The organism is Desulfosporosinus paludis (assembly GCF_045689965.1).
GTDB lineage: Bacteria > Bacillota > Desulfitobacteriia > Desulfitobacteriales > Desulfitobacteriaceae > Desulfosporosinus > Desulfosporosinus paludis.
In genome coordinates this window covers 3368754-3395179 of sequence record NZ_CP144211.1, presented here as the reverse complement: position 1 = coordinate 3395179, position 26426 = coordinate 3368754, and the positions used below count along the sequence as shown (strand labels likewise).

The 26426-nt window shown below is 45.9% G+C and carries 25 protein-coding genes and 1 pseudogene; 6 read left to right on the top strand and 20 right to left on the bottom strand.

The genetic code is table 11. The annotated features are described in order from the left end of the window. Window positions 1-113: 113 nt before the first annotated feature. The 14 genes from VZF35_RS16900 to VZF35_RS16835 all read right to left on the bottom strand — a co-directional run bounded on the left by VZF35_RS16900 (window position 114) and on the right by VZF35_RS16835 (window position 16342). Window positions 114-1361: a methylaspartate ammonia-lyase gene (locus VZF35_RS16900; RefSeq protein ID WP_407306751.1), complete on the bottom strand. Its 1248-nt coding sequence runs from the start codon at window positions 1359-1361 to the stop codon at window positions 114-116. 19 nt (window positions 1362-1380) lie between these two features. Beyond that, complete coding sequence (locus VZF35_RS16895) at window positions 1381-2835, bottom strand: methylaspartate mutase subunit E (RefSeq protein ID WP_407306749.1); 1455 nt, start codon at window positions 2833-2835, stop codon at window positions 1381-1383. 11 nt (window positions 2836-2846) lie between these two features. Then, window positions 2847-4226 carry a methylaspartate mutase accessory protein GlmL gene (gene glmL / locus VZF35_RS16890; protein ID WP_407306747.1) on the bottom strand — a complete coding sequence of 460 codons (1380 nt, stop codon included), beginning with the start codon at window positions 4224-4226 and terminating at the stop codon, window positions 2847-2849. A 14-nt stretch (window positions 4227-4240) separates the two neighbouring features. Beyond that, entirely contained in the window at window positions 4241-4660 is a 420-nt protein-coding gene (gene glmS, locus VZF35_RS16885) for a methylaspartate mutase subunit S (RefSeq protein ID WP_407306745.1), read from the bottom strand. A gap of 50 nt (window positions 4661-4710) precedes the next feature. After that, on the bottom strand, window positions 4711-5646 hold the full coding sequence (locus tag VZF35_RS16880) for a glutamate racemase (RefSeq protein ID WP_407306743.1): 936 nt from the start codon (window positions 5644-5646) through the stop codon (window positions 4711-4713). Then, window positions 5643-6596: a GntR family transcriptional regulator gene (locus tag VZF35_RS16875; protein WP_407306741.1), complete on the bottom strand. Its 954-nt coding sequence runs from the start codon at window positions 6594-6596 to the stop codon at window positions 5643-5645. The genes VZF35_RS16880 and VZF35_RS16875 overlap by 4 nt, the downstream gene beginning before the upstream one ends. Window positions 6597-6880: 284 nt before the next feature. Next, entirely contained in the window at window positions 6881-8494 is a 1614-nt protein-coding gene (locus VZF35_RS16870; RefSeq protein WP_407306739.1) for a cell wall-binding repeat-containing protein, read from the bottom strand. Window positions 8495-8531: 37 nt separating this feature from the next. Then, window positions 8532-9749, bottom strand: a complete 1218-nt coding sequence (locus tag VZF35_RS16865) for an ABC transporter permease (RefSeq protein ID WP_407306737.1) — start codon at window positions 9747-9749, stop codon at window positions 8532-8534. Next, window positions 9746-10471, bottom strand: coding sequence for an ABC transporter ATP-binding protein (locus VZF35_RS16860; protein WP_407306735.1), 726 nt, complete (start codon window positions 10469-10471; stop codon window positions 9746-9748). Before VZF35_RS16860 ends, VZF35_RS16865 begins: the two co-directional genes overlap by 4 nt. Window positions 10472-10511: 40 nt before the next feature. Beyond that, window positions 10512-12113, bottom strand: a complete 1602-nt coding sequence (locus tag VZF35_RS16855; protein WP_407306733.1) for an HlyD family efflux transporter periplasmic adaptor subunit — start codon at window positions 12111-12113, stop codon at window positions 10512-10514. A gap of 121 nt (window positions 12114-12234) precedes the next feature. Further along, complete coding sequence (locus VZF35_RS16850) at window positions 12235-13767, bottom strand: sensor histidine kinase (protein WP_407306731.1); 1533 nt, start codon at window positions 13765-13767, stop codon at window positions 12235-12237. Beyond that, window positions 13764-14459, bottom strand: coding sequence for a response regulator (locus VZF35_RS16845; protein ID WP_407306730.1), 696 nt, complete (start codon window positions 14457-14459; stop codon window positions 13764-13766). Before VZF35_RS16845 ends, VZF35_RS16850 begins: the two co-directional genes overlap by 4 nt. Window positions 14460-14621: 162 nt before the next feature. Then, window positions 14622-15065 carry a MarR family winged helix-turn-helix transcriptional regulator gene (locus VZF35_RS16840; protein WP_407306728.1) on the bottom strand — a complete coding sequence of 148 codons (444 nt, stop codon included), beginning with the start codon at window positions 15063-15065 and terminating at the stop codon, window positions 14622-14624. Window positions 15066-15517: 452 nt separating this feature from the next. Next, window positions 15518-16342: a GerMN domain-containing protein gene (locus VZF35_RS16835; protein WP_407306725.1), complete on the bottom strand. Its 825-nt coding sequence runs from the start codon at window positions 16340-16342 to the stop codon at window positions 15518-15520. Between the two features lie 195 nt (window positions 16343-16537). Here VZF35_RS16835 and VZF35_RS16830 point away from each other — a divergent pair, with 195 nt between their 5' ends. Continuing rightward, window positions 16538-17278 carry a ZIP family metal transporter gene (locus VZF35_RS16830; protein ID WP_407306723.1) on the top strand — a complete coding sequence of 247 codons (741 nt, stop codon included), beginning with the start codon at window positions 16538-16540 and terminating at the stop codon, window positions 17276-17278. Window positions 17279-17388: 110 nt separating this feature from the next. On the opposite strand, the gene VZF35_RS16825 is transcribed toward VZF35_RS16830, so the two are convergent. Further along, complete coding sequence (locus VZF35_RS16825) at window positions 17389-18090, bottom strand: GDSL-type esterase/lipase family protein (RefSeq protein WP_407306720.1); 702 nt, start codon at window positions 18088-18090, stop codon at window positions 17389-17391. A 169-nt stretch (window positions 18091-18259) separates the two neighbouring features. Between VZF35_RS16825 and VZF35_RS16820 the strand changes: the two genes are divergently transcribed. The 3 genes from VZF35_RS16820 to VZF35_RS16810 all read left to right on the top strand — a co-directional run bounded on the left by VZF35_RS16820 (window position 18260) and on the right by VZF35_RS16810 (window position 19809). After that, the gene (locus tag VZF35_RS16820) at window positions 18260-18745 is read left to right on the top strand and encodes a YlbF family regulator (protein WP_407306717.1); all 486 of its coding nucleotides are present in this window, start codon (window positions 18260-18262) and stop codon (window positions 18743-18745) included. A gap of 163 nt (window positions 18746-18908) precedes the next feature. Beyond that, complete coding sequence (locus tag VZF35_RS16815) at window positions 18909-19508, top strand: hypothetical protein (protein WP_407306714.1); 600 nt, start codon at window positions 18909-18911, stop codon at window positions 19506-19508. After that, window positions 19495-19809 carry a hypothetical protein gene (locus tag VZF35_RS16810; protein ID WP_407306711.1) on the top strand — a complete coding sequence of 105 codons (315 nt, stop codon included), beginning with the start codon at window positions 19495-19497 and terminating at the stop codon, window positions 19807-19809. The genes VZF35_RS16815 and VZF35_RS16810 overlap by 14 nt, the downstream gene beginning before the upstream one ends. A gap of 89 nt (window positions 19810-19898) precedes the next feature. On the opposite strand, the gene VZF35_RS16805 is transcribed toward VZF35_RS16810, so the two are convergent. After that, window positions 19899-20861 (bottom strand): hypothetical protein, encoded by a 963-nt coding sequence (locus tag VZF35_RS16805; RefSeq protein WP_407306708.1) that lies wholly within the window; start codon window positions 20859-20861, stop codon window positions 19899-19901. Window positions 20862-20973: 112 nt separating this feature from the next. On the opposite strand from VZF35_RS16805, the gene VZF35_RS16800 reads away from it, so the two are divergent. Then, window positions 20974-21930 carry a metallophosphoesterase gene (locus tag VZF35_RS16800; protein WP_407306705.1) on the top strand — a complete coding sequence of 319 codons (957 nt, stop codon included), beginning with the start codon at window positions 20974-20976 and terminating at the stop codon, window positions 21928-21930. 34 nt (window positions 21931-21964) lie between these two features. On the opposite strand, the pseudogene VZF35_RS16795 reads toward VZF35_RS16800, so the two are convergent. Then, window positions 21965-22321: pseudogene (locus tag VZF35_RS16795) on the bottom strand (cell wall hydrolase); the annotation flags it as partial. A 506-nt stretch (window positions 22322-22827) separates the two neighbouring features. Between VZF35_RS16795 and VZF35_RS16790 the strand changes: the two are divergent. Beyond that, on the top strand, window positions 22828-23226 hold the full coding sequence (locus VZF35_RS16790; RefSeq protein ID WP_407306703.1) for a hypothetical protein: 399 nt from the start codon (window positions 22828-22830) through the stop codon (window positions 23224-23226). A gap of 121 nt (window positions 23227-23347) precedes the next feature. Here VZF35_RS16790 and ltrA read toward each other — a convergent pair whose 3' ends face one another. From ltrA to VZF35_RS16775, 3 genes are all read right to left on the bottom strand, one after another. Further along, window positions 23348-24757, bottom strand: a complete 1410-nt coding sequence (ltrA, locus tag VZF35_RS16785; RefSeq protein ID WP_407305724.1) for a group II intron reverse transcriptase/maturase — start codon at window positions 24755-24757, stop codon at window positions 23348-23350. 179 nt (window positions 24758-24936) lie between these two features. Beyond that, on the bottom strand, window positions 24937-25068 hold the full coding sequence (locus VZF35_RS16780) for a hypothetical protein (RefSeq protein ID WP_407305726.1): 132 nt from the start codon (window positions 25066-25068) through the stop codon (window positions 24937-24939). A gap of 147 nt (window positions 25069-25215) precedes the next feature. Next, window positions 25216-26424 (bottom strand): TolC family protein, encoded by a 1209-nt coding sequence (locus tag VZF35_RS16775; RefSeq protein WP_407306700.1) that lies wholly within the window; start codon window positions 26422-26424, stop codon window positions 25216-25218. Between the last annotated feature and the right edge of the window lie 2 nt (window positions 26425-26426).

The following is a 26426-nucleotide window of genomic DNA, read 5'->3' as shown; positions in this document are numbered from 1 at the left end:
TCACCTTGTATAAGACTTACGCCTTTATATTGTAACGGTTCCAGATAAAAAAGTTAAGTCAAAGGCGAGGAAAGGCTAGAAGGAACGGGGTACTTTACTAGTACCCCTTACCCCTAGTGTGACGCGGATCTTCTTAAGACCGCTAACGTCCTGTTCATTTCATTATGAACGATCATGTACCCTTCATCGACGCCCATTCCTGGTTTGGCGAGCATTTGATCTGGGCGAGACGCCAGGGAAACATGAACAGCAGTTCGTCCACCGGCATCCGTTTCGTTGCACGAGCCGCCGACATAAGCTCCCACACCATATTTCTTGGCATAGATAACTGCTTCAATGGTATTTTGAATTCCACCCAAATCCGGTGTCTTGATTTGCACCATATCTGCGGCTTGAGCATCTACAAACCTTACGATATCTTCATAGGTGTTGCACCACTCATCGGCCACAATTTCCACCTTTACACCGCGTTCTTTTAAGGCTACTCGCAAAGCCTTTAATTGAGCAATTTGCCCTTCAACACTTCCAGCATCCATCGGGCCTTCAATTCTCAAATGCAGAGGTGCAGCGGCTTTTTCCAGCTCCACGAAATACTCGACCATTCGCTGTGTATCATCCTTAAAAGCGATCCCGATCGTTCCATAAACATCAATATGAAGGACTGGGCGATAATCCTCTCCTCCAAGGGTAAGAATTCGGTTCCTTAGCCAGGTTACATAGTCTAAGAGCAGTTTGCCATTTGCGCCCAGTTTCTTTTCGACGTTATTAATTAAAGCATGAGGCAAGACCCCGGCGCGTTTGATGATCGCTTTATCGGCATTATCATAGCGGTCATCCCCAGTTTGAGTAAAGATCGGAACAGGCTCCAGAATCATCGGCAGTTCATATTCTTCCAGAATCACTTCGGTCATGGTCTTTTTCTTAGCTTTGGCCACTGCATCCAAGATAGCTTGGCTGACTCCGTATCGAATGGCCGTGTGATAACGTTCCCCATTAGGGCGCTTTGAAGTCTCCACCGAGCCCACTAATTGACGGAAAGAATTCAGTTCTTTTCCAACTAGTTTAGAGGCGATCTCCTCCAGAATAATGGGAATAAAATCTTCCGCCAAAAAGAGCGGATCACGGCCGCCGGCTCCTGAATATTGCACGGCAGCGCAATCTCCTGAAGCCACTTGTCCATCTTCTAAGATCAGCAGGACAGAGATAGACTCTCCACGCTGTCTGACTGCCTTAAAACCTGAGGTCATAGGCTCTCCGGTATAAGCAAAACCGTCATGGCCTGCTCCTGCTTTAATCGCTCGTTGATCGTCAAAATAAAATCCCGTAAGACCCGGTGAAGCTATAACATCAACAATTTTCATCAAAAATACCTCCTCGTCATTAACTCCTTGGCCGCCCAACAAGCATACCTTTACCAATGGCATAGATATCGTCGATAACCATCTGGAAGGAAGGATCGCGCCCCTCATCTTGTCCACGCTTGGCGATACGTTCCCGATGGAATTCCTTAATCGTCTCATTAAAGGGGATATTGCCGAAATCCAACATCCGCACTGCACCGGCTGTATCACGGGCCGGCAGAATTTTACCCGCATTAAAACGGCTGGGAGCAAAGGGTACATCGATGACACCTGCTTGGAAGGCTCGGACGGTACCCACCGCAATATCCCCTTCACCTAGAGCTAGGACTCGATCCAGGATCGCCCTGGTTTCCGCCAGAATCATTTCTTCTTCTAAGGCCAGTTCTGCTGTCATCGGCAAACTCTGGTCTTTTAACATGTTTAGAACTTGCTTGGTGGCACGAATCCCTGCTGCATTGGCTTCTTTAGTCGGAATCCCCAGGGCCTCATGAGGGGTTTTAACGATAACCTTGGAGGCTTTGCCTAAAGCGGCAGTTGCTGCACCCCAGGAAATAACACCATAGGCTTTAGCCTCATCCTGAGGGAAACCACCCATCCACTGGTGAAAGACTGTTGTGATCATTACTTTAGGATAACCAAGTTTGCTCAGATATTCTTCAGCGAGGATCGGAAGGGTATGCAGAGCAGCGACGTCCTGGATAAGATTGCCGCATTGTCCATAACCAAGGGTCAAACTGCGAACACCTTGAGCTACCGCAAGAATCCCTTCAATAACCGCAACTGCGTGAGAAATCGCGGGTGGAACAAGCGTCCCTGTCAACGGTCCGAAGGGTTCACGGTTGATTTTCACCCCTTGCTCCTCATACAACCCAATGAGACGGTCTACGTACTGCCAATACTTAATGGTACTTTCTATGGAAACATCTTTCGAATAGGGAATATTGTAGGAAATGCCGCCTCCTTCATAATCGGTAAAACCTCCGGCAATGGTCACCTCGGCAAGCAAGCGTGCATCCGGTGTCCCGTGGCGTACTTGAACGGGTACTTGAACGCTCTCCACCACTTGACGACAAGCCGCAACTCCGTGGTTTACTGCCGGGAACCCATTGAGCATTGAACGACCAATCGCTCGACTTTCCTCAATTCCAGCCTGCGCTTCGGAATAACGGTTTTGCCGGGTATACGAATCAATCGTAGAAGGCAGAAAATCAGCGCCTCCTTCATCCTGGAGAAAACGCAAGAGCTCGATATGTTCGTTGAGAAGCGCAACACCGGCACGGGGTTGAGCAAAGGTTATACCTTTAGCCTTTCCGTCAGCGAGTTTTTCAGCAAAGATTTTACTCTTAGGCAACGCTTTATGATAGGCAACCGCTTCCTCAAAATTCACATCCTTGCCGGTTTCCCATTGTCTCAGAATTTCCTGACGCTGACGTTGAAACTCTTCAGCGTCCATTTGTCGGACTGTCAATTCCATCGTTATACCTCCTATAGTTGGACTATATATTTTTTCATCATCCGAAGGGCGGCCTGCGGCGCCACTTCACGCAGCAAACCCATGGCTGCTAAAATATAATCCTTATCAAGATAAAAGCTCGGATTTTGGGGTTTGAGCAACGTTGGTTCTCCATGGTTGAAAACAGAACCTTTTAGAATCTCTAAGACATTGGGGTGATGAAGCAAAACCCCTCCTGTCCCAATCACAACCGGCAGCGGCGTTAAATCTTTTCCATGCTGCACATAGGTCGCTCCGAAAGGAGTGTAAATAACCTCGATCGTCCCCACATGCCGATCCACTGCCAGACCGACAGCCATCCGACCCATTGCCGCATCAAATCTGGCCTCATCGTCTGTTTGGGGTATCCGCCAGGGGTCATCCTTATATAATCTCAACTGAGTAGTTACCTGATTATCCGTCCAGCCTAAATAATCGTACAATCTCCGACCTGAAGCTTCCACCAGGGCTTCCGAACTATACCGCATTCCCAGGTCGCCTTCAACCGTCCGTTTGGCATAAGGTTCAGGCAAGCCTTTGAGCATGACACTCGGTTTGCTCGGATCCCCTTTGGCGATGGAGTGGACATCTGTCGTCGCTCCCCCAACATCTACAACCATAAGTTCTCCAAGACCACGTTCCGATCCGTGTCCCTCAGCCAGTAATTCTGCTGCTGAAAGTACCGCAGCCGGAGTGGGCATCAATATCCGCTCTAAAAACTCTTCGGCCTTATCCAATCCTTTGGCACGGATAATATGGGTCAGGAACACATCCCGAATCGCTATACGAGCCGAATCTACCGCCAGAATCCCAAGATCGGGCATCACATTGTCTGCAACTACTACAGGATCATGCCGCTGCCTCAAAAGGTCTGCAGCCTGCGCCGAAGCTGCTTTATTTCCGGCAACCACAACCGGAAGACTCATAGGAAGTGTGCTGAGCATTTCTGCATTTTTAAGAAGAATCTCCTTGTTTCCGCCGTCTGTCCCTCCAGCCAACAGAAGAATATCCGGTCTGGAAGAAATGATCTTGTCCAGGTCCTGAGATGTCAACTCGTAACTAAAAATTTCCAAGACCCGTGCACCGGCACCCAGGGCCGCTCGCCTAGCTGCTTCTGCGGTCAATTCTTTGACCAAACCGCTGGCCATCATCTTCAAGCCACCCGCTGCACTGCTGCAAGCAAGCTTACGGATAAAATTCCAGCCTTCCGGCGGTTCTGGTATCTGAGCCAAAGCTGCATACAATCCGTCCATGATATTTGTCTCAACGGTCGTCCCAGCCCGAGCCGTACCAAGGATCTCTTCTTTCTCAAGATCAACGATCGTAACTTTAGTATATGTGCTGCCAAAATCAATGAGAAGAACTGCTTGCAAGGCCCATCCCCCCTTTAATCTTCCGTAATCCCTAAATCCTCACGCAAATCTCTGATCGGGGTCTCGGGCATCGTACCCGGCGGATAAACTCGATTAAAGCCCATCGCCAAGAAACGTTGTTTAACGGACTCAAAATCCTGCTTGCCCACAACTAAGTTGCCCCCAACATACATTAGGATATTGCCAATTCCCTTTTCCTGACATTTCTCACGCAGCCCTCGACAATCCATCTCGCCATGTCCATAGAGCGATGAGACCATCAGGACATCGGCATTCGTTTCAATCGCGGAATGAATAAACTCTTCTTGAGTTGCCAGCACTCCAATGTTAATCACTTTGAAACCAGCTTGGGTAAATGCATAATCCAAGATACGGTTTCCGACGGCGTGAACATCTGAACCGATTACCCCTAATACCAAGGTCTTTTGTTGCACGATAAATTCCTCCCGGCGTTTTCTGAATGTTGGAACTAATGATTGCTATGCTATGGGTGAAAAGGGCTGTCCCCAAAACACACTTGTTCTACCGATTCTATAGGTTCCTGAAGAAGTGTATTTCCTACCTGTCGAAAAAGTCCCGGATCTCCACTGACAAAATAGCGAGCTCGCCATTGACTTTTCCCTGGATTCGCCGCTGCAGCGGCTGCCTTGAATTCTAGCGGATGATCAGGGCTGGCTGCATCTCGGTCATCCATCTGCTGAAGCAAAGCTTTTAGTTCTTCAACAACAGCCAGAGCAGGGTCAACGATCAGGACATCTTCCCCTAAAATTTCTTTAAGAACAGGTTCTAAGAACGGATAGTGCGTGCATCCCAAAATGAGCGCATCGACTCCAGCAGCTTGAAGGGGCGCCAAATAAGTTTTAGCAATTCCCCGAGCTTCTGCAGAATTTGCCAGTCCAGCCTCTATCAAAGGAACAAAAAGCGGACAACCCTGGGCTTTAACCAGGGTGATCGCCTGTTCTCCCTGTTGCCAGGCCTCTCGCAATGTGGCGTCTTCCGGCAAGCTCCCTCTAGCTAACGCTCGGCTCACCCCAGACGAATACGCTTTACTGCGTACGGTCGTTTCTGTGGCAATCAGGCCAATGCGTCCCGCGATCGTTTTTTCAACCGCCAAACGAGCCCCGGGATCGACCATTCCGATCATGGGAATATTAAATCTCTCCCTAAGAACAGGAAGCGCCGTTGCTGAGCTGGTATTACAAGCAACCACAATGACCTCAGCACCTTGACCGATCAGAAACGTGACACTCTCTTCTCCAAAACGGACGAGTTCTTCCTGAGAACGATTCCCATACGGCACTCGAGCTGTATCTCCAAAATAAACAATTCGCACATCGAGCAATTGCTCCAAGATCTCTTTCATGACCGTAAGTCCGCCAACTCCGGAGTCAAATAAACCGATTACCCGTTGTTTTCTCAAGGTTTCCCCCCCTTTATTTCCAGCAAAGCGCCGCGAAGCAGATTTAAACTGCCGACATCCGGTTCGAAGCGAAATTCGATACATTCCATATTTTCCGGCAGCACCTTTTCTACCCAAAGCCGCAGTTTCGGGGCAAGAATCACTGCCCCACAGTCCGGCAAAACTTCACGCAGCTGTGTTTCATTCGGTCGTATTAATAGTTTAAATATTGGATGCAGCCCTGCTTGATTTAACGATGATTTTACTTTTTCGGCAAAGTTACTGCTTTCGCAAACTAAAGCCAGGTCTCGTCCCATAGTTAATTTAGCAATACGCACAATCGTCTCGAGTTTTGGCTGAAGTGACACCCCTAAAATCGGGAGGTCTAACTTCTCCAACAGTGTTTTGACCTCTGAAAGATGGGGCACCCCTGTCACGACCATATCCATTCCCGCCAAGTGTTTTTGGGCGCTCAGAGATTCTTGAAGTTCGGAAAGCAGAAATGGCAGCAAACTGACACCGGGACCCAGATTCCAACGAGCCTCGTCAAGCTGCTCCGGATTGCATTCGACGAAGGCAACTTTTATCCGCGATAGAAGATCCTTCTTTTCCATCCCCCGAACATGTACAAAAGAGACGAAATCATCAATCGTAAAACCCAATCCAACCGCTTCCTCCATCGCTACATCAATAATACGCAGAACTTTTTCTTTACGCCCCTCCTGCTGCATTATTATTAACGTATCGGCTACAAACGTACCTCTCCCCTGAGCCGAGCTTAAGACCCCCTCGCTTTCCAGCTCTTTGTAAGCTTGACTGACCGTATTGCGGCTCACCGCTAAGCTTGCAGCTAATTCCCTCTCAGTCGGCAATTTCATTCCGGCAGCCCAGACTCCTTGAGTAATGTGTCGCCGAATTTGTTCCTTAAGTTGTATGTAATAAGGAACCCCACTTTTGCGATCAAGATCCATTTGACCACCTTCTTAAGCTAGCTTCTTTCTAATTCTGGATTAATCCTTATTGGCATGGTCCATCAGTCCAATCTATATATTCGTGCTCTATGGGAAATTTCCTTCTGCTATCTTAGTATTTTATGAAAATTATTTTATAATTCTCTTTGCAAAAAAACAACTCGGAATTAAGATTAAGCGTTTTTTCTCCTATAATTCAATTGGGTCACCCCAACAAAAATAAGGCGCAACGAATTTAGTTTCGTTGCGCCCTACCAATCAGCAATGCCCTAGGTTCAATTAGTTTAATGAGCCAGCATTTGATTGAGTTGAGATTCTAGGTCCAGAGAGATACTACTATTATTTCCGATAACAGCCGAATTTTTGATATAACCCTTATTATATAGTAGGAAATAATTTAAACTTGAGGGGAGAGAATTCTGTGGAAGCATCGCCACGAAACCACCTTGTTTAGCCGCTAAAGCAGCAGTGACCAAAGCATCTGCTTTAGGCTTTCCCGAACTCACATCATCTTGGCGTACGAGCCCGGATGTGAAATAAATCGGAGACTGAGGTTTTTGGGTATTGAAAAGGTTCTGGAAGATAATATTTTCGGTGTCATAGCGGTCAAAACCGCCCCAGCGTTTAACATGATATTTGGAACTCAGCTCGTTCTCTACCGAGTCGCCGATGACTGCCGTACCTCCCAGCAGAACAATGTTACTTGCCTTAAGATTTGTCAAAGCTTGCGCTGTGGAAGCCGGTACTGAATCTCTTTCCGTGAGTAAAATCGGACTCCCTTGCTCAGCGGCAAAAGCGCTGATCGCAATAGCGTCAGGAATGGCATAAGCATTGGCGATATAGACAGTCTGGGTGGGATCAATTCCTACATTAGCAGATATCTGAGCTGCTGTATCATAAGCTTGCTGCCCCGCAACTCGGGTAACAGTAAACTCGCCGCTCAAACTGTCCTGAATCCCTTGAGAGACCGCAACTGTACCACCAACGATATAGACATTCTTGGCTCCTAAACTTCGAATCTCCGCTAACGTACGATCATCCAATTTCGATGAATTCGTCATTAGGATCGGAGCATCAAGCTTTTTTGAAAGCGGTGCGGCAGCGAGGGCATCGGAAAACTGATCATCTCTTGTCAGGATGACATATTGCGCCCCTGAAGCCCAGCCGCTTTGGGCTACATTAATCGCCAACGAAACATTATCATCAGAGGTTCCTCCGATTCGAGTACTCTGAGCATAAGCCGGAAGAACCGGTATGGTACCAATGATATGTCCGGCATAGACAATATTTACGTTTCCATATAAGGTTGGGGTCATGGAGAATGTAAATGTTCCATCACTGAGTGTTGTATAAGAAACAGAGGACGCTCCAACCAGGGATCCATCCACCGATCCAGATTTGCGCATCAAAGGACTCCCATTGGTATCGGTCAATTTAACCCTTACGGTATTGTTGGTGTTGATATACAAAGGATCCGTGACAAGGGCTTTGGCATCCAACACTGTAATAGTCCCTGAAGCATAGGCCGTTCCTAAAGCTCCTTCACGAATTGTTAACTGATAACTTCCAGAAGTATCCAGAGTCACGTTGGCAATTGTATAATCTCCACTATTTCCCGAAACTTGGTAAATCTTAGATACCCCATTAGAATCCGTAATGGTCGCACTAGCCACACTTCCCGAATAGGGATTGGAGTTATTATCCCAAAGCTGAACATTAATGTTCCCCGTTTCTCCGGCAATCAGTGTGGAATCGGCACTAGTCGCGAAACTGAGCCAGGCGAGCCATGTACTGCCATCACTTGTGTCTGCTGCTGCTATCCCTGGAATCATTCCTATCAGTAAAAACACCATTACCAGTACGCTCAGCACCACATTCGTTCGTCTCTTTTTCCCCACGTACTATATCCCCTTTCCAACTTCCCATGTTAATAATTTATTCATACCTTAAAGCATCAATCGGATCCATCGCTGCGGCCTTACGAGCAGGGAAAACTCCGAAGATAATTCCGATCGCAGCAGAGAAACCAAAAGCAACCAATACCGAAGTCGGAGAAATACTGGTACTCATCTTTAAGGCCGTCCCTGCCAGTGTAGATCCTCCAAAGCCAATAGCAATGCCAATCCCTCCCCCTAAAATACTGAGTACGACCGCCTCAATGAGAAATTGCATCATAATATCAAAGCCTTTGGCTCCGATCGCTTTCCGAATTCCGATTTCCCTTGTCCGTTCGGTCACCGAAACGAGCATAATATTCATGATACCTATTCCTCCGACCAACAAGGAAATACCGGCAATTCCACCCAGGAGCATGGTTAAGGTTTGAGTTACCCCTGTCATAGTTGCTAACATGTCAGCCTGATTCTGAACTGTGAAGTCATCTGCTTTGCCAGTCGGGATTTTATGGGCTTTATGCAACGCTGCTGTAATCTCATCTTGAGCCGTTTGCATTTGATCCTCTGAAGTCGCCGATACTAAAATATTCCGAACCGTCTTTTTTCCAATTAAGCGCTCTTGAACGGTTGAAATCGGAGCGGTTATCATATCGTCACTGCTCATAAATCCGGTCGACCCTGTGGCTGTGGTCACCCCGATGACTTGAAAAGGTACATTATTGATCTTGATTACTTTTCCGATCACCGAAGCATTAGCGTCACCGAAAAGATCTGTGACAACGGTGGGTCCAAGAACAGCGACTCGGGCACTGTTATTTACATCTTGTGTCGTGATAAAACGCCCGGTTCCCATGGTCACATTTTTAATGATTTGATAATCCTGGGTAGTTCCCGTAATCGTTGTAGAAGTATTGCCCGAACCAAAGACCACTTGCCCACTGGAATTCGAAACCGGCGCAACTGCTTTAATAGCTGTGTCAATCGGAATCTTAGTTACATCCGTCATACTCAGGGTGTTTGAGCTGCCAGCTCCACCCTTTACCCCTCCGGAATTCGACTGTCCGGAGCTGATCGTCAAAAGGTTTGAGCCCAATCCCTGAATCTGAGAGGTAATTGAAGCAGTCGCCCCATTACCAATCCCAACCATGGCAATAACGGCCGCCACCCCAATAATCATCCCCAGCATCGTTAAAGCCGAGCGCAGTTTATTGGCTCGCAAAGCCCGGAGAGAGACCCGGATACTTTCAAAAAAGTTCACTTTGCAACTCCCTCCTCAAGGATCTGTACTTGCGCCTTACGTGGATTTGCGACTAGTTCATCCCCTTCAATGTGGCCATCACGGAAACGCACAATCCGTTCCGTAAATTCCGCAATATCCGGTTCGTGGGTGACAATGACAATTGTATTGCCTGATTCATGCAGCCGCTGGAAGATAGCCATAACCTCTTCGCTGGACCGACTATCTAAATTCCCCGTAGGCTCATCCGCCAAAATAATCGAAGGATTCGTCACAAGGGCACGAGCGATAGCTACCCGCTGCTGCTGACCACCCGAAAGTTCCTTAGGGCGATGATGAATCCGACCGCCAAGGCCGACAGATTCTAGAGCAGCAATGGCGCGAGTTCGTCTTTCTTTGCTTCCCACCCCAGCATAGAGCATAGGAAGCTCGACATTTTCTACCGCCGTCGTCCGAGGAAGCAAATTAAATCCTTGAAAGACAAAGCCAATCTTGCGATTACGAATCACAGATAACTGATCACCACTTGCTTTTGCCACATCAGTTCCGTCAAGATAATACTCCCCTTCTGTCGGGGTATCCAAACAGCCTAAAATGTTCATCATCGATGATTTTCCCGAACCAGAGGGCCCCATGATGGAAACAAATTCACTAGCTCCCACGTGAAGGTCCACTCCGGCTAAGGCAGCAACTTGAATATCACCGTTGGCATATATTTTCTTGATCCCCTTGAGATCTATCAAATTGCATCCCTCCTGATATATTCGTCAAAGCTAGTTCAACTTAGTTCCCTCTGGCGCCGCCACCACCTGTTGGTCTGCCGCCGCCGCCTCCCAAACCAGGTAATCTTAATCCTGAACTGGAACTCGAATTGGTTGTTCCTGTAGTTGAACGAGTACCAGTAATAACTTCTTGTCCCTCTTCTAAACCACTTTTGATCTCCACATTCGTTCCATCATCAAGACCGATTACTACAGGAATTAAACGGACATTTCCCATAGCATTTCTGGTCGCTGCATTTCCATTACCTGAGTTTTTAGTGCCAGAATATCCGGTACCCGCATTTCCGGCGCTTGCATTTCCGGTACCTGAATTTCCGCCATTAGTGGATCCCTGATTCGTTTTCCCTGAGGAACTTGCCTGTCCTGCGCCAGTTCCTGGGCTTCCGGGTACCGTAACAAATGTTTGGGTTCCTCTCGTTTTGACTGCTTCGCTCGGTACGGTTAAGACATTTTTCGCCTCAGCCACAATGATATTTATATTGGCATTCATACCGGCTCGAAGCAAGTCGCTGTTTTGATCAACCGTCGCCGTAACTTGATACGTCGTAACGTTCTGAGTGGTTGTGCCTTGTAAGGCAACTGCATTCACTGTCCCGCTGATATGGTCATTCGGATAGGAATCTAGGGTAATATCCACTTTTTGTCCAACTTTGCACTGGGTGATATCTGCCTGATCTATTGCAGCATCCACTTCAAGCTTATCCCCCGTGGGAGTGATCGTAATGATAGACTTTGAATCTGAATCTTGCCCCAGTTGAAGTGGACAGTCGACAACCACTGCGTCCACTGGCGCAACGATTGAGGCATCATTTAAATCCGCCTGGGCACTGGCCAGTTGAGCTTGGGCTATTTGAATACTTGCTTGAGCTGATTGAACATCAGCTGTTTTCGGGCCCTGAGTTTGCTGGTCCACTTGATATTGAGCGGAGGTAACATCTGCCTGCGCGGCAGCTAAAGCCTGGGCCGCCCCTCCATTTTGAAGGTTCTGAGCGGTGGTTAAGGCATCCAGCGCAGAATTCAAAGAGCTTTGAGCAGATTGGATGGATGACGAATTTCCGCTCTGCTGAGCCTTGGCCAAATTATCACTTGCGGCTTTAACATTCTGATTAGCTAGTGTAACTTGGTTTGCTAAATAGCTTGGATCGGCATTCTGTTTAGCGGCCGTTAAATTCTCCTCTACTTTGGCAAGCGTCGACTGAGCCTGAGCACGGGTCTGGTCATTAAAGGAATCCTCAAGATTTTGGAGTTTAGACTCGGCGGAGGTTACATTGGCCTGGGCCTGCAAAACGGACGTATTTAGCTTCGTATCGTCTATCTTAGCTAGAACTTGCCCAGCCTTAACGGTGTCCCCCGCTTTGACGTTGAGCTCTACGATCTTTCCGGCCGAAGAAGCGCTTCCACTTGTTGGAAAGGTTAAAGTAATCGCATGTGGGTAATTGACTGTTCCGGTAGCTGTAATCACCTTATCAACATCACCCATTTTTGCCTTTGCCGTAATAAATGAGGATACTGCTGGCTTAGCCTTAAAGTGTTGATATCCCCAAAAACCGCCCCCCGCGACCACAACGCCTAGGACACCAATGGTCACCCATTTTTTGTTCATACCTGTTCTCCTTTTCTTCGACTTGTTTTAAACGATAAATCTTATTGTACTTGATCAAATAATTCTTGCTCAGGATACCATAGACTTATGTTTAAACAACGAAGGACTTCTTAAGATCTTGTCAAGGGATCAAATCTATTGTGACCTTTGGTTTTAGCGGTAGTAAAATCCGAAAACTGCTGCCAACCCCAAGTTTACTATCCACTTGAATAGTACCACCATGCGCCTGGATAAACTCTTTGGCAATGGCCAGCCCTAAGCCTGTTCCGCCGTTTTCTCGTTCGCGGGATTTGTCAACACGATAAAAGCGATCAAAAATATGTTCAAGCTCTTCTTCGGGAATTCCCTCTCCGGAATCTTGTACTGTTGCTTGTACCCATTTTCCTGATTTGAGATCATCGATACTGCTTTTATCCTTAGAGTTCATTTCCTCTGCCTTATCGTCTTTCCGCCGAAAAACGTCCCGCAAACGGCGTGTGGCTTCCTCATTGCTCATCCCATTTTCCATAGGATTTTGTACCTCCTCCAATAAAACACGCAAAGTTCCGCCAGAAGGGGTATGCAAGAGGGCATTGCCAATCAAATTTACAAAAACTTGGGTTAGACGGTCTGCGTCTCCAATAATCTCCGGAACCTTGTCTTCGACGATCTCAATGTGTAACCCTCGTTCCTCAAATTCTATCTCGAATTGTTCGGTAATTTTCTCAACGATCGTTCTGAGATTGACCTTCCTTAGGGTCATCGGCAATTTACCCGCTTCTGCAAGGCTTAGCTGCTGAAGATCACGAACCAGCCGAATGAGTCTTAACGTCTCATCCTGAATCGGTAAGATGGTTTCCGGAGTGGAGGGCAGCACACCTTCTTGAATGGATTCCAGTTTTCCAAGAATAACGGCTAAGGGAGTGCGCAATTCGTGGGCAATATCTGCTACCATGTTGCGCCTCACTTCCTCGTTGCGAGTCAATTGTTCCGTCATCCTGTTAAAATCCCGAGCCAAGAGCGCAATGTCCCCGTTTCCCTTTACCTCAACTCTCGAGGCCAGATCTCCATCCCCCACTCGCCGCACGGCTTCCATCAGTCGATTTAAGGGTTTTGTAAAATGTCGGGTTAATAAAAGGCCTAAAAGCAGGGCCACAAGAGACGTAATTATTAAGCCAATGATCATCGCTTGAATTATGGAGGTACCAATGGTTTTCGCTAATCTCCCATCCACGACAGGGGAATGGATATCCTGCCAATAATGCCCCACTGTTTTCCCATTAACTTTAATTTCCTGCCATTGTTTCTGGATTCTATCTGCCGCTGGAAGTATGGCGAGTTGTTTTCCCAGATCTTTACTTGATGGATCAACGATGACCTTATTGGATTGATCAAACACCAAAAATCGCTCGAAATCACGGGGGGGACGTGCAATTTTTTGATCATTCGGTTCTATGACCTGCGAGACATGGTCCTGTACTCCGTTCCAACTATTATGGCCCTCATAATAAACACTAAGTAGTTGATTCAAGTGCTCTCCATAAGACTGTTGGACATAGGATTCTGCATGCCCAAGCAAGGCTTGCGTTGACGTTAAAGCAATGAAGGTGAAGACAATCGACATGAAAAAAACCATGCCGATCAAGGCTAGGATAAATTTACGTCGTAACGTCACAGGTCTTCACCAAACCGATACCCAACCCCAAATATAGTTTCGATATATTTAGGATCACTGGGGTTATCTTCAATTTTTTTACGCAAATTCGAGACATGCGTGTCAATCGATCGTTCGTAATAGAGATACTCTTCTCCCATAGCTTGCCGCAAAAGTTGAAGCCGACTATATACTGTTCCTGGCCGCAAAGCTAATAAATGAAGAATGTTGAATTCCGTTGGAGTTAAGAAAATTTCTTGTCCTTTTTTCGTAACCTTATGGCTTGTGGCGTCAATACTCAGATCACCGCGCATGAGAAGGGAAGAGTTTGCATTTTCTTGAATCCCTCCTGCTGATCGACGCAGCACAGTTTTTATGCGCGCTGCCAACTCCCTAAGGCTAAAGGGCTTGACGATATAATCATCTGCACCGAACTCGAGACCTAAAACTCGGTCAATCTCTTCCGACTTTGCTGTTAACATAATAATTGGAATTGTGCTTGTCTCCCGCAAACGCTTGCACATTTCCAAGCCACTCATTCCTGGAAGCATCCAATCGAGCAACACTAAGTCAGGTTTTTCCCTTTCGATGAGTTCAATTCCTTCAAGGCCATTAAGTGCAGTCAAAACACTAAATCCATCCCTTGTCAGATAATCTCTCACAAGAGTTAGGATTTCAGACTCATCATCCACTAGGACAATTTTTGTTGTCACGTCCACTTCTCCCTCCAGCTAAAGCATTTTGCCTTATTTTTGTTAGTTTAAGTATACCGCTTATGGTTAAGTTGTATTTAGGAATGTTCTAAAGATTTTATGGAGATTTCCCTCAAAACAAAATACCCTCGCTTAAAACAAGCAAAGGCATTTAAAGGTTATTTATAACTGTTTTAACTCCATACGTTGTGCTAACGATTCTAAGCTTCTAAATAATTCTTCATATTCCTGAATGGAATAGTCCTTAAGTACTTCTCCGATAAAGCTTTGTCTCTCCGCAATCACGGCATCAAGGACTTTATCCCCTTTAGACAGCAAGTGCAGTCTGACCACTCTACGGTCATTATTGTCTCGAATCCGTTCGACCAACTGCACCCGTTCCATCCGATCCGCCAAATCAGTTGCTGTACTACAGGCTACAAACAAATGTCTACCTAGCTCTCCCATGGTTAATGGTCCGAATTCTCGAATACTTAAAAGTGCATTGAATTGAAGTGCAGAAATTTCCATACCTATCAGAATCGATCGACCACGTTTGAACAATACGGTGTTTGCTCGTCTTAAGGTCTCCTCTAATTGTTTAGTCAATTCTTCGGTTGGCGCCATCTCTCGTCCCCCATTCCCCATATAGTTCTATTTTAGCATAGATTTTGGGGTTGTACATGGGGAACTTCGCGCTTACAACGCTCACTTGCTTGATTTCGCAGATCAAACTAAGACTCAAGAGCTTTCTTGTGGGAGGGCGGGGTTCCCGGCAAATCGGACATCCCTGTCCGAATGCCGGCAGTGTACATCCTTGTACACTGCCCCGCCGTATGAAAGCGCTCTTGAGCCAAGTTTGATAAGCTGCTCAATCAAAGAAGATTCGCTTTTGTAAGCGCGAAGTTCCGGGCTAGGAAAGCAAGAAACGTTTTCTTAGACTTTGAGGTTAATGAGGAGTGGAACGGTGAAAGAAGTGAGTTTTGGTATAAGCTGTTGCGTCGTTGACGCAAGACGCGGGGAGCGAGATTCTTAGGGTCTTATACAATATTGCACTAATATATCACTTGCGATTCTATTTAAGTAGAACTCGGAGGATAGTTGAACAGGTTGATTGAGCTCGGGGAATTGGGGAGGGCTCCGTTGCTTGAGTCTGGTGAAGATCCACTTGTGCCGGAGGTTTGTCCCGCAGATTGTCCTGAAGTGTTGATATTAATATCGTTATTTGTTCCGGCACTAGTTCCGGAATTTAAGCTGTTGCTAACTCCAGTGCTTGAACCAGTACTAGGGAATATCGGTTCGGAAGATGTTGATCCCTTCACTAGGCTAGGTTTATTGACCAGCTTTGTACAGTCAACGGTTCCATACTTTGTAAGAGGTTTTCCTTCAATTCGAATCTGAACTTGTTTAATCGTCGAGTACTGAGTCAAAGTGTCAACAAGCCCATAGAGGGCGACTTCCGGGGAAACTTTGGAATTAGGTTGGAGAAATTCTTTGCTCAAATCAACAACTGCCATGTTGTTTTTAATGGCTATATCCAAGAGCGTCGTTGTCGTTGGGACAGCAGCTTGTGTGGCCGTCCCCTTAGCGGCTGGTCCTTTCAACCACTGAATCACTGTTTCTCTGGCTACACTTAAGGTCTTAGGCAATGTTCGTTGTTCTTTGACAAGATACTTGCCTGTCGAGTCTGCAAAATATAGAGTGATCACTTGAGCATCCGCAGATGTCGTTGCTGGAGCATCTGCGGGGACTGTTTGTGTTTTATCCCCACCGATAAAATTCCCGAACGAACTCCCGCTCCCATCCTTGTTTACCAGTGTTTCCAGTGTTCCACAGCCCGTAAGATACAGCAAACTGACTATGATTACCCCTACTAGTATGCTGTAACGCACTTTCATCGTCATTATTTCTGCCCCCTCTCAGATACATACTTAGTTTTTGCCGTTTTCTTTCCTCACATTAAACCTATGCTTTGTCCCAGAAAATAGTACAGCATCCAGATAAAGTTTGTCGTACTGAAATAGGCAATGTTTTTGTATAAAGCGGGGCAATGGACCATACATATGGTAGCGGTTAAGTATTTAGAAAGGAGATCCCTCATGCAGGATCTATTTGAGATTTTCCGAATCAGCACAGTCGCTGGGCTGGCCACAACATTAGGCAGCTTACTGGTTCTCTTGTTCGGTAAGCCTCAAGAACGTATTTTAGCTTCTCTCTTAGCAGGGGCAGGCGGGGTGATGCTTGCCGTTGTAAGTGTTGATCTGCTTCCCAATGCTTGGAAAATTGGCCCGCCCCCTCAAGTCGGAATTGGCTGTGCCCTAGGGCTGCTCTTCATGTTTCTGGCCGATCGTCGTCTTAAGATTCCCCGTGACTCGCTCCCTTTGTCTCGGCGTCAACGTCTCAGAAGGGTTGGGCTTCTGGTTGCAACAGGGATTGCTTTACACGATATCCCTGAAGGAATGGCTATTGCAGTCAGTCAAGAAGCCGCTCCCGGCCTCGGCCTGCTTATCGCCGCTGCAATTACGTTACACAATCTTCCTGAAGGAATGGCTACAACAGCCCCTTTGAGCATGGCACACATTCGTTGGTGGAAGATACTTTTACTGAATATTGGAATCGCCTTTTTCACCCCCTTAGGTGCTATGCTCGGTCTCCTTGCCCTGGAGGGGGTAAAAAACTCTTTGGCTTTTTTCCTAGCTTTCGCAGCCGGAGCAATGGCCTTTCTTGTCTTCGCTGAGCTGATCCCCCTCGCTCGGGAACGCCACCCTCGTTATGCCCTGCTCGGCGGAACCATAGGTTTTGTCTTTTTTGCGATTGTCAGTATGCTTCTCCCCGCATAACTCCCCAATCTCACATCCGTTTCAATATTCTTAGATTTGTCTACAAAAAAATGGGGTTGTAACAACTGAACCACAGTTCGTTACAACCCCTTCTGTCTATATTGTGTTTTCTATTTTAGCACTTGCGCCGCATAATCTCCCATTGCTTTATAACCTTTGGCATTGGGATATTTTCCGTCTGAAGATAAACCATTTAGGTATTTCTTATTATCATCAAATAACACCGTTGAAAAATCCAGGGTCATGATACTTTGCTTCTTGGCGTAATCCACTTCCCAGTCTCGAATCTCTTTAATGCCTTGCTGATACCCTGAATACCAAACTGGCAAAGCCAATACAGGGATAATGTTGCTTGATTTAGCCTTTTCCACCATGGCTCCGATATTCGTTTGCACATCTTTTAAGGGCACCCCCTGAATTGCATCCCCAGTTCCTGCAAAAATAATCACACGACCCGGTTTCTCAGTGACTACATCCTTGTCAAAACGGGCCAGTAAATCTTTGGAAGTTTGTTGCCCTTTTCCTTTATTGACTACTGTAATTTTTAATGCATCTGCCAAACTCTGGGTCCAAGAGTGTTCCGCATCCAACGGATATCCTAAAGTAAATGAGTCTCCTAACGCCACAATTTTTGAATTACTGGGTGTTTGAATTGCAGCTGTACCTGATCCTGCTGTCTCTTGTACACCCGCTTTCTCTCCAGATGATTTATCGCCTTGTCCCCACAGTCCAAGAAATCCAAGAATCAACACAATAACAGCAAGCGCGGATGCGACTTGAATCAAACGCAGTTCTAATCGATAAGTACGCACAGAAACTCCTCCTTTTCCTTCTAAAAGCAACTATTCAACACAGTTCTCTTCTTTCCTCTAATTTTAAGAACTCTGTCTGATTAAAGCAACACTCTTTTAGGGGTTTATTTGAATACACCAGTGAGCTGCTATACGCATATTTTATAGGAGGAAAAAAGGAGGTGCCTCTATGAGTTACATTGACAAGGCCCGAGAGTTAGGGGAAGCCCTGTCACAAACCCCTGAAATTCAAGGTTTAAAGGCTGCTGAAGCTGCCATAATGGCCGATCCTCAAAGCAAAGAAGCATTTAGTCAATATCAAGAAAAAGAACGCAATTTAGTCACGGCACAAATGATTAGTAAAGTAGTCCCAGAGAAAGAGTCTCTAGCCTTACTTGATCTTAAAGTCCGTCTTATGAACAAATATCCGCTGATTAAAACCTACTTTGTTCAACAACAAAACTATGAAAAACTTATGGCCATGGTCAACTTGACCTTAACCACAGCTATGAATGGCTTACCCTCAGCGGATGATCTTCCTATACCGGAAGAGTTAAAGGGCATGGCCCAACAAATTCTTGATAAGATCAGCGGCGGAAACCCCATGGAAAAGATGCAAGTTACTCCTGAAATGCTAAAAAATATTAAACTTCCACCCGGTCTTACTCAGAAATAGTAAAAGGTAGGATTAGCATGCTGCTCGACGGCTATCATGGACCCCAATTTATCAACGATATAACACATCCTGTAACCTTCATTGCCTTCCTGATTGTGCTTCTTTTGGGAGGGTGGGCAACTATTCGCACTTGGTTTTAAAAGCTTAGGAGAGGAGGAACGCCGTGATCTATCGAACTGAATGTGCCCCCCCATTACCGGCTACTCCTTTCTCCTTTTCTTTCTTGGTGTCCAGCCCTATTCGACGGGATCTTCTCTTTTGCCCGGTTAGCGCAATGATATTTCCAATCGCTTCAACGGAAATTGAGTTTGCCTCCATGATTGTAGCAGGTATTGATATACTGATGGCCTTTCTTTTTAAGCGTGCTTTAGCTCATCCTCCTAATTTACGCCGCCCTGCCCCTGACTTATATCCCGTAACGTTAACCCTGCCCCAATTGACTCAACTTATGCAGGCTGCTTTCAATGGGCAAGCCCCTATTTCGCAGGCTCTCCAGCCCGTTCCCGGGCAAGGAGTTGGTCCTGTCGGATCCGATGAACCGCTTTTTCCGGATAATTTAAGTGTCTCTTTAATAATTTCTGCTCCGTTTGCTCCTTTTGACGGAAGTCCCGACACTTCGTTTAACGTTCCGCTCTTTGAGGTTCCAGGAGCGCCTGGTAATCTAATAATTGCTTTAGGGTTAATGATCGCTCAGTTCTTTGTCGAGCGCAGTGGGATCGGACCTCCCAATGGAAATGGAGGTAACGCCAATGCCACTTCTTAATAGATTGAGAAATCCCGCTCCCCCATCAGCATTTCCAGCACAATGCACTCCCCTTTCACCCTATGGCTACCCTGATCCAAAATCCCCGGAAACCTGGGATTATGGGTTCAAGCGTATCGTGCCAGTTCTGCAATCACCAACGGTTGGTGCGGGATTCATAGCCATTACCTTTTTTTTCTTAATTATTTTCTTTTCCAATATCTTATTAGCTCAATTATCTATGGCTACCATCGGGATCGCCGTAACCATAGCTACGTATGGACTAATGGCTTTAGTGGTGCTCGTTTTGTTTCTGCTCTAAATCCAGGTATTGGTTAATAATAGAGGAGTAGGAAATTCATGATTCAATGAATTTCCTACTCCCTTTTTTGTTACTCACTTTACGTTTAATTATTGGGGAGGCGGAGGAACTACCGTTTCAGGAGATACATTCATCTGATTTAGAGACTGAAGTAATTCCGGACTTATCGGTGCTGATTCCGGACTAATTGCTGGTTTTTTCCTGCCGCTGATCAAGTTAGAAATCTTTCCCCAAACTGAAGATGCCGTATTTTTCATAGGGGTAAGAAAGGTCATTACTCCCATGGGTTCCTTAACTTTTAAGATAATGGGCCCGTTCGGTGCCTGTCCAAGTTGGCTGAGACTTTCCACAGAAACTACAGTACGGCTGTAAGGATGCAAGGGAACCTGGCTTTGGAAATGCGTCCGATAAACGCCATTTCCAACAGGGCGCATCACTCCTGCTAAGAACCCCGTCCTTCCTTTATCATCAACAAGATAGGCCGCATATTGTCCTACCTGTCCTTGAGCAAGGAATGTTTGCGGCGGCGGGAGGTTAGCAATCAAAAGAAAACTGTTATCCGGTGATATGGTAGCAACGCCATTCCCCATGATCCCTTCTTGCGCAGCTTGAAGGACGAGTTGACGAGGCTGATTCATGCCCGGCTGAAAATTTCCGTACGCTTGATTCGGTAGGTTCTGATATCCTGGGTTTTGATTATAACCTGGGTATTGATTATAGCCCATGCTTGAACCATATCCCATTGTTTGATTGTTTCCCCCATTTTGTTGAGGAATTGCACTCATATTCTGAGCTGTGGGAGGAGCCTGCCATGGATTCCCTTGAACAGGGCCTGTGAATGGCGCTTGTTTCGGGCCAATAAAACCTCCCCGCGAATTATTAATCTGCCCATTTTTTTGGAAAAAACCACTCGCTTTAAGTCCCGATCCGAGGGTGTCACGAATCGTACCTGGAGAGTAACCTGGACCTAATGGAGCATTAGGTAATGTTGGGAACCCTTGTGTCCCCGCGGGTTCAAAAGGATTTGAAGGTGTGTTCCCAGTGAACTTCACCCCGCTCCCCTCCTTTATTCATTCAAACTAACTTCATAACATGATATGATACAAAGAAAGGAAGGGTTCTGATATCCTATGTAATGGGTAAACTATTATTGAGGAGGCTGCTATGCCGAGTAAATTAACCAGGCTGTTTTCTAAAAACATCTCTCGCCGTCAATTTTTTCGTGGAGCCGGCGGATTTATTATTAATCATTGGCTGCTTTCAATCCTGCCCCTCGGAGGGGCAGGACTCCTTGGCTGGGCTGAATACGATACCCAAGAATTAAAATGCGAGACTTGGGATTTGTTTTACCCTCAGCTTCCGTCTGCCTTGGAGGGGAAGACCATTTGTCAACTGAGCGACTTGCATTTGGAATCACTGAGAATGACGCCTGAGCTCATATCCCGAGCCGTCGCGTCCGGAAAACCAGACCTGCTTGTGCTTACTGGGGACATCATCTCCACTAGAACGGATCTTGATAAAGTGGATACCTATCTAGGAAAACTTTCGGCACCTTATGGAAAGTATGTTGTCCTTGGAAACAACGATTACAGCCACTTATCTCATACCCTATTGAAACGTTATCTTAAACAATTTCAGGGCTTAGGCTGGAATCCCTTGCTTAATCAAGCGTCTTTTTTATCCTCCCTCAATCTTTGGATCATCGGCATTGACGACCCTGCCACCGCGCATGACGATGTGGACCTGGCCTATCAAAAAGTTTTAGCCATGAAATCATCTCCGGAATCCACTCAGAATCCCCCTTTCCGTCTGGCCTTAGCTCACTCCTCTGATTGCCTCGATGATGTTGCCATATACGGAGCAAATCTCCTGCTGACGGGACATACCCACGGAGGACAAATCCGTCTTCCAGGCCTCGCGCCACTGATCACAAACACCTATCTCGGCGATAAGGGAATTTACGAAGGGTACCATATCGTGAACGATACCCCCCTGTACATCAACCGGGGCATCGGGGAAAGCGTTATCCCACTGCGCTTTAACGTCCCTCCGGAAGTCACCTTCTTCACCTTCCACCGAGGATCAGAGCCGCCAAAACATCAGGTCAGTGATGCAAAGTAGCCCCGCGATTTCGCGGGGCTACTTTGCATCTAGCTCAGATACTAAACGTATGGTTTCCTATTCTCTTAATTACAGGCCTGCTTTTAATCCAGCGGTCGGTAGCGAGGCGCGGATTGTAGTAATAGATTGCTCCATTACTGGGATCAAGGCCTGAAAGTGCTGCCTCTGCAGCCTTGTAGGCTTCATCATCTGGATTAAGATGAATTTGTTGATCCGATACTGCTGTGAAAGCGCCAGGCTGGTAAATAACGCCCCAAATTGTTTTCGGAAAATGAGGGTCCTTCAAGCGATTCAAAACGACAGCTCCAACAGCGACTTGTCCTTCAAAATTCTCTCCTCGTGCTTCTCCGTAAATGACACGAGACAACAATTCAATTTCCTCTTCGCTTACTAAACGTCCTAAACTACGAGAGAGCATCTGACGCCCTGGCCCTGTGGTAGAAACCTCTTGAGAAGATTTATCCGTTAAAGTTTTTTCTTCGTTGACAATGATATTATACGTTGGAATTTGCGCTATTGACTTCTTTGGCTGGAGCTCATTGGGTCGCGAAGGGGTGGTATTTGCAAACATGATCTCATAAACGGTATCTTGTCCCAGAACAGGATAAATGCTGGCCTGCCAGAGAAACAGGCACATCATCCCACAAAGAAACATCGCCCAGGACTTCCGACATCGTCGGTGTGGCAAAAAAATCACCTCTTAAGTTCTTAAACTATTTCTAGTCTTTCCCAACAAAGGCGATTTTTATAACATCAAAAATTTCTATGACATCTTAACGTATTTTTTGAATCCTCCTAATCATATCCAGCACTTTACTTACATATACTTTGGCAAACCGAGCAAAGCTAAAGGGAACAATTTTTATTGAGCACAGTAAGTGAAGTGAGGCTGATGGTATGCGAACTTTATTCAATTATCTTTTATCATCTTGTTCTTCACTAGAAGAGCCACCGCTCGATGAGGCTGAACGCCTATTAGCAGAAATAGAAGAATCGCGTGAGAAAATTGACTATGCCTGGAATCACTTTGATTACGCTGATCCAGAGTATGTAGAGATTGCAGTACTTGAACTTCTCTTAGCAGAAACCCAATATAGTATTCTTAATAAGCGTTATCGCCTGATGCTGGGTATCCGCGAAAAGTCTCCATACATGGCGGCTTCTGCAGTCAACACACCCTCATTTTCTTTAGAAGGCCAACTCCAAAGCCATGCTTTCTATGGAACATTCTTCAGTAGTATCGAAGAAAATCCGGCCCCAGCAGTCCCTCAGTTAATGTCGCAAAATCAGTTGTAATTGCTGACAACAAATAAGATTTTAACATTAATCGGGTAGGAGGCTGATCATTAATTGATCAGCCGACCTCCCACAGCACCGTACGTACCGTTCGGTATACGGCGCTTCCAAAGTTTATACATTATTTCGCAGAATAACATTCACTAAAACTAAGGTATCCGATTCGTCTGAAACGCTCATTGGATAGAGCTTTTGTCAGAATAGGGCTATGGGCAACGCGCCAATAGCCTTTTCTTGTGTTTGCCCACATCCATGCTTGTTCCTTGGTAATGCCCGCTTTCTTCAGGTTCTCAAACCTTGTTCGGGTTTTCTTCCATCGCTTCCAAGTTGCCATTCGTATGCGACTTCTCGTCCATTCATCCAGGTCCTTGAGTAGGTTCTTTGCATCGGCAGGTTTGAAGTAATTCGTCCAGCCTCGTACTACTTGATTGAGTTTAGTTCTGCGCTCTTCGATTCCCATCCCATTGCTACGCCCAGTAACTCCTCGGATTTTATCCTTAAGCTTCTGGATGCTTTTTGGGTGGATTCTCAGGCGCCCTTCTCCCCTGTAAATGTAAAAGCTATATCCCAAAAACTTGACATAGTTTACATGAGCGACCTTCGTTTTCTCCCTATTTACCTTCAGAAATAGTTTCCCTTCGATATAAGGGAGAATGTGATCAAGTGTTCGTTTTGCCGCCTTTTTACTTTTGCAGAAGATCATCATATCGTCTGCATAACGTACAAAGTGGTGTTTCCGCTTTCCCAGTTCGTGGTCACATTCGTTAAGCATTATGTTGCCAAGTAATGGGCTCAGGGGGCCTCCTTGTGGTACACCTTCTGGACTTTCTTCAAACATTCCATTGGTCATAACTCCTGCTTTCAGGAATTTGTGAATCAGCGATACGACCCGGCCATCTCTTATCGTCTCCGACAAAATTTGGATAAGCTTACTTTGGTTTACCGTATCGAAATATTGGGCCAAATCCATATCAACTACATATTTGTAACCTACTGTTATATAGGTTTGGCATCTTCTTAATGCCCCATGGGCACTACGATTCGGTCGAAATCCAAAACTATTGTCTGAAAACTGTTTCTCAAAGATGGGACTTAGAACTTGAGTTATCGCTTGTTGAATTAACCTGTCTAAGACGGTGGGTATTCCTAGTTTTCTGGTCTTTCCGTTCTCTTTGGGTATTTCTACCCTCCGTACGGGTTTTGGACGGTATTTACCATCCCGGAGAGATTGCAATAGTTCATCCTTGTGTTCTTTCAAGAAGGGTAGAAGTTCATCTACCTGCATACCATCAATTCCACCTGCGCCCTTGTTTCTTTTAACCTGCCTATAGGCCTGGTTTAGATTTTCAGTGCTAAGGATTTGCTCAAGCAACCCATTCGTCTGCTCATTTGTGTTGGTGTTGTCGGTTTCAGTCATCTTAGGTAGCTCGCACACTTCTGCATACTCTTTCTGTTCCGCAGATACCCTTTGCAGATAGTCTTCAATTCGAAGTTGTCTGTGTTTTAAATTACCACTTTCAGTAACTTTCATTGACCCACACCTCCTTTGGTTCAGCCCTTCCGTCGGTGTCTAGATCACCTCTGTACTATGGCTTCTGCTGACTCCTCACGATAAATCTTGTTTCAACCGGGTTTCTTACTCTGTTTCCACCCGTCCGTGAGGCCTCCCACGGTAAGACGATTCACTTTCATTCCATGTACCCGCAACATTTACGCTGGCGTGTCTGTGTAGCTTTTGGGCTTTAACTTGTCGTGCAGTCTTACCCCACGTTTTGCGCCTGATGCTGTTCGTGTTCCTCGGGTCAGAATTTTGCCGCCGGCTTCCTTCAGATTCCACCTCACGATGGACACCCTTGCCTTAAGCTAATGGTTGGTCGCTACATACCCCCATATCGGACTTTCACCGTCTAGTTAATCGTCATGCGTGGCGCACACAAAGAGTTGGCCCAGAATCTTTTCGATCCTGGGCCAACTCTTTATTCTTGGAGATTACTCATCTAAGCTATTTTGGAAATTCGCTACTGCCGTCATATAAGTATTTATATCCTGTTGTAGTGTATTCTGGTCATTTAAGAGCGTGTTTTGCAGAGTTATCATATCAAGGCTGCTTGACTTACCGACATCAATATTTTTTTGCATAGTATCAATATTGATTTGGTCGGCTTCCACGGTTAATTTATCAGCTTCAATTGTATTTTCCAGTGACTTTAAACTATTATAAGCTGTTCGCAAACTAACTTCCTTTGTAACCGCTAAATTTGCCAGGGTCGCTTTCTTATCCTCAATACTTAACTCGATTTGGTCAGCCACTTGCGTATCATCATAATAAAAGTCTATATCATGTTCAATCTGAGAAATGTCAATATCCTGTGTATATCTTTGGATATCGTAATTATTTTTAATGGCGTTAGCGATTTGGTTATCAAGATCTGAATCATCAAATTTCGAATATGGAGTAAGGCTTGAAGTCAAAACAAGGTTTCTGTTAATGTCGATTCCCAGATCTTGCTTAAGTGTAATCATCGAACTGTCGATACTGTTAAGAATAGCTTTTTGGGCTGCTTCCAGCTTACTCTTCTGAGCATTATAAGAATTTATTGCTGATGGGATCTGTAAGCCAAGTTTTATCTGAAGGTTAACCTGATTGATAACTGTATCCAGGTTTGCAAGCTGTGTCTTATAGTTATCCGCCTGTTGCTGAAAGGTCAAAACATTCTCGTATTCATTGGTGACTTGAACTTTCAGATTTTTTAATTGAGTATCTCTGTCGTGCTTTGCATTATCTAAAGTCCATTGAGAGCGTTTATAGTTCAGGTCGTGAACTTTCTTAGAATCCTCGTCTGTGACAAGCGTATTAGCATCACGCTGTGCCAGGTTTTGTTGATTCTGTTTGTCGTAGATTTGGATTTGGCTGTCCGTTAATTTCAGGTCGCTGTTACCCGTTTCTATAGCCTTCAAAGCGTCTTCAAGCGAAAGATTCAGGGTTGAAGTATCTGCCGGTGGCGTGGCAGGTTCTGTCGAACCTGTAGATCCAGCGCCCGTTGACGTATTATCAGTCGCGGCACTGTCGGTTGAAGCAGGGGCTGCAGTTGGTTGAGCGACGCCATCTAAAGCCATGGTGGTATGGGTGGAAAATGCAATAGAAGCAGATAGAACAAGCGCAAACAACGTTAAGTAACTCTTTTTCAAGTTAGACACCT